Source organism: Sandaracinobacteroides sayramensis, assembly GCF_022014495.1.
In the GTDB taxonomy this organism is placed as follows: Bacteria; Pseudomonadota; Alphaproteobacteria; order Sphingomonadales; family Sphingomonadaceae; genus Sandaracinobacteroides; species Sandaracinobacteroides sayramense.
Genome location: NZ_JAKLSQ010000040.1, coordinates 1 through 1,770 on the forward strand (window position 1 = coordinate 1; position 1,770 = coordinate 1,770).

Here is a 1,770-nt window from a genome sequence, read left to right on the forward strand (position 1 = left end):
TCACATCGGCGAAGTTAAAGTTGCCCGAGTGCAGCCGAACCAGAACCGGCGCCCGCGCCACTTCCCCCGTCACCCCCGCGGCGCCCGCGTCGAGATTGATCTTCGTGCGATAGGCGTAATCCGCTTCCCACCAGGCATGGGCCGGCGTGGCGGCGGTGAAGGCGGCAAGCGCGGCGGCGCCCGCCAGCACCCCCATGCGGGCGCGTTGGAGGCCCGCGCCCACAAGGGCGCTACGAAGCAAGCTGGTCATTAAAATTCCCCCTGAATGCGGAAGCGGACAAAAATATCGCCAAAACCGGAATCCGGCCCGGAGATCAGCGGCACGCCCGCGTCGAGCGCGCCGGTGAAGAAGTCGAAAAGCCTGATGCGGCCGCCAAGGCCCGTGCTCACCAGGCTGAAGTCGCTTTCCTGGCTCGGCAGCACATGGTGCAGGCCCGCCCAGCCGGAATCGAAGAAGGCGTGCAGCCGCAGCTCGTTAAGGAACCCGCCGCCCAGCGTCCTGGCGAAGTCGGGCGAGCGCAGCTCGGTCTGCAGCGCGAAGCCATAGTCGCCGATCGCCTCGGACTCATAATAGCCGCGAACCGTCGACATCCCGCCAAGGCTGAACCCCTCGTTCGAGATCAGCGCGTCGGGAGACCATTGGCCGCTGAAGCGGCTGCTGAGCTGAAAGCCGCCGCCAAAGTCCTGCACCCGGCCCGCGTCGAGCTTCAGGATGAAGAAGCCGTCGCGCGCGTAGAGCCGCTTGTAGCGGAACGCCTCGGGGCCGTCGCCGAGCCCGCGAATGCCCAGCGACGCCGACAGGCTCACATCGCTGCGCGCCGTGGCGCCGGACCAGTCGCCGCGCCACGACAGGGTCGCGGGCACATATTGGATCGGCGCCGAGTCGGTGTCGGCGCCCAGGATCAGATCCTCGCCGAAGTCCTTGTAATCGAAGCCGAGCGTCAGCGCATGATAGAAGCCGTCCCGGCTGCCCAGCGACTGGATCAGGCGCACCCCGACGATATCGCCGCTGCCGATGACGCTGGTGCCGCCGATCACCGCGATGTCGCTGTCCGAATGCACATAATAGGCGAGCAACTGCGTGCCCTGGCCCAGCGGCAGCAGATAATTGCCCGAGAACACCGTGCCGTCGTCGGTCCGCCGCGGCGCCGTCTGCGCCGACAGGCTCAAGCTATGGCCACGACCCCAGAGATTGTCATGCCGCAGCGTCGCCGAGGCCCGCAGGTCGCTGGTCGCGGCCGAGGAGAAATTGTTGAGCTCCGCCGAGGCGGAGATCGGCGAACGCTCCTCGACCGTCAGCACCACGTCCAGCGTTCCCGGCGCCACGCCTGCGCGCAACTCCGGGTTCACCCGCCGGCTCGCCGTCTGGTTCAGCGCGATCACATCGCGCTGGAACGCCGGAAGGTTGGGCGTGCCCCCCGGCGTCAGCGACGGCGCCGCAGCGCGAACCGCATCGGGATTGCGCGCCCCCTCGACCAGCACCTCGCCGATCGTCTGCTGCTGCACTTCCAGCTGCAGCACGCCGCCATCGACCGACTGCTCCGGCACAAACACCGATACCGCCACATAACCGGCATCCTCAAACGCCTTCTGCAAAGCAGCACGCGCCGCCTCAACATCAGACTCAGTCCGGTTCGGACCCATGAAAGGATAAACCACACGCTCCACCACACGCGGCGAAAGAACCGTGTTCCCAAACACACGAAAAGCCCGAATGGAAAAACTGGCAGACTGCTGCGGCTCTGCGGCTGCGCCCTGGGCGCAGGCCGG

At 66.9% G+C, this 1,770-nt stretch carries 1 protein-coding gene and 1 pseudogene; both read right to left on the reverse strand.

The window, feature by feature from the left end; translation table 11 throughout:
- A pseudogene (locus tag L6Q21_RS17895) lies at nucleotides 1–250 on the reverse strand (hypothetical protein); the annotation flags it as partial.
- Nucleotides 250–1,716, reverse strand: coding sequence for a ShlB/FhaC/HecB family hemolysin secretion/activation protein (locus L6Q21_RS17900; RefSeq protein ID WP_336246259.1), 1,467 nt, complete (start codon nucleotides 1,714–1,716; stop codon nucleotides 250–252). The gene L6Q21_RS17900 and the pseudogene L6Q21_RS17895, both read right to left, overlap by 1 nt.
- Between the last annotated feature and the right edge of the window lie 54 nt (nucleotides 1,717–1,770).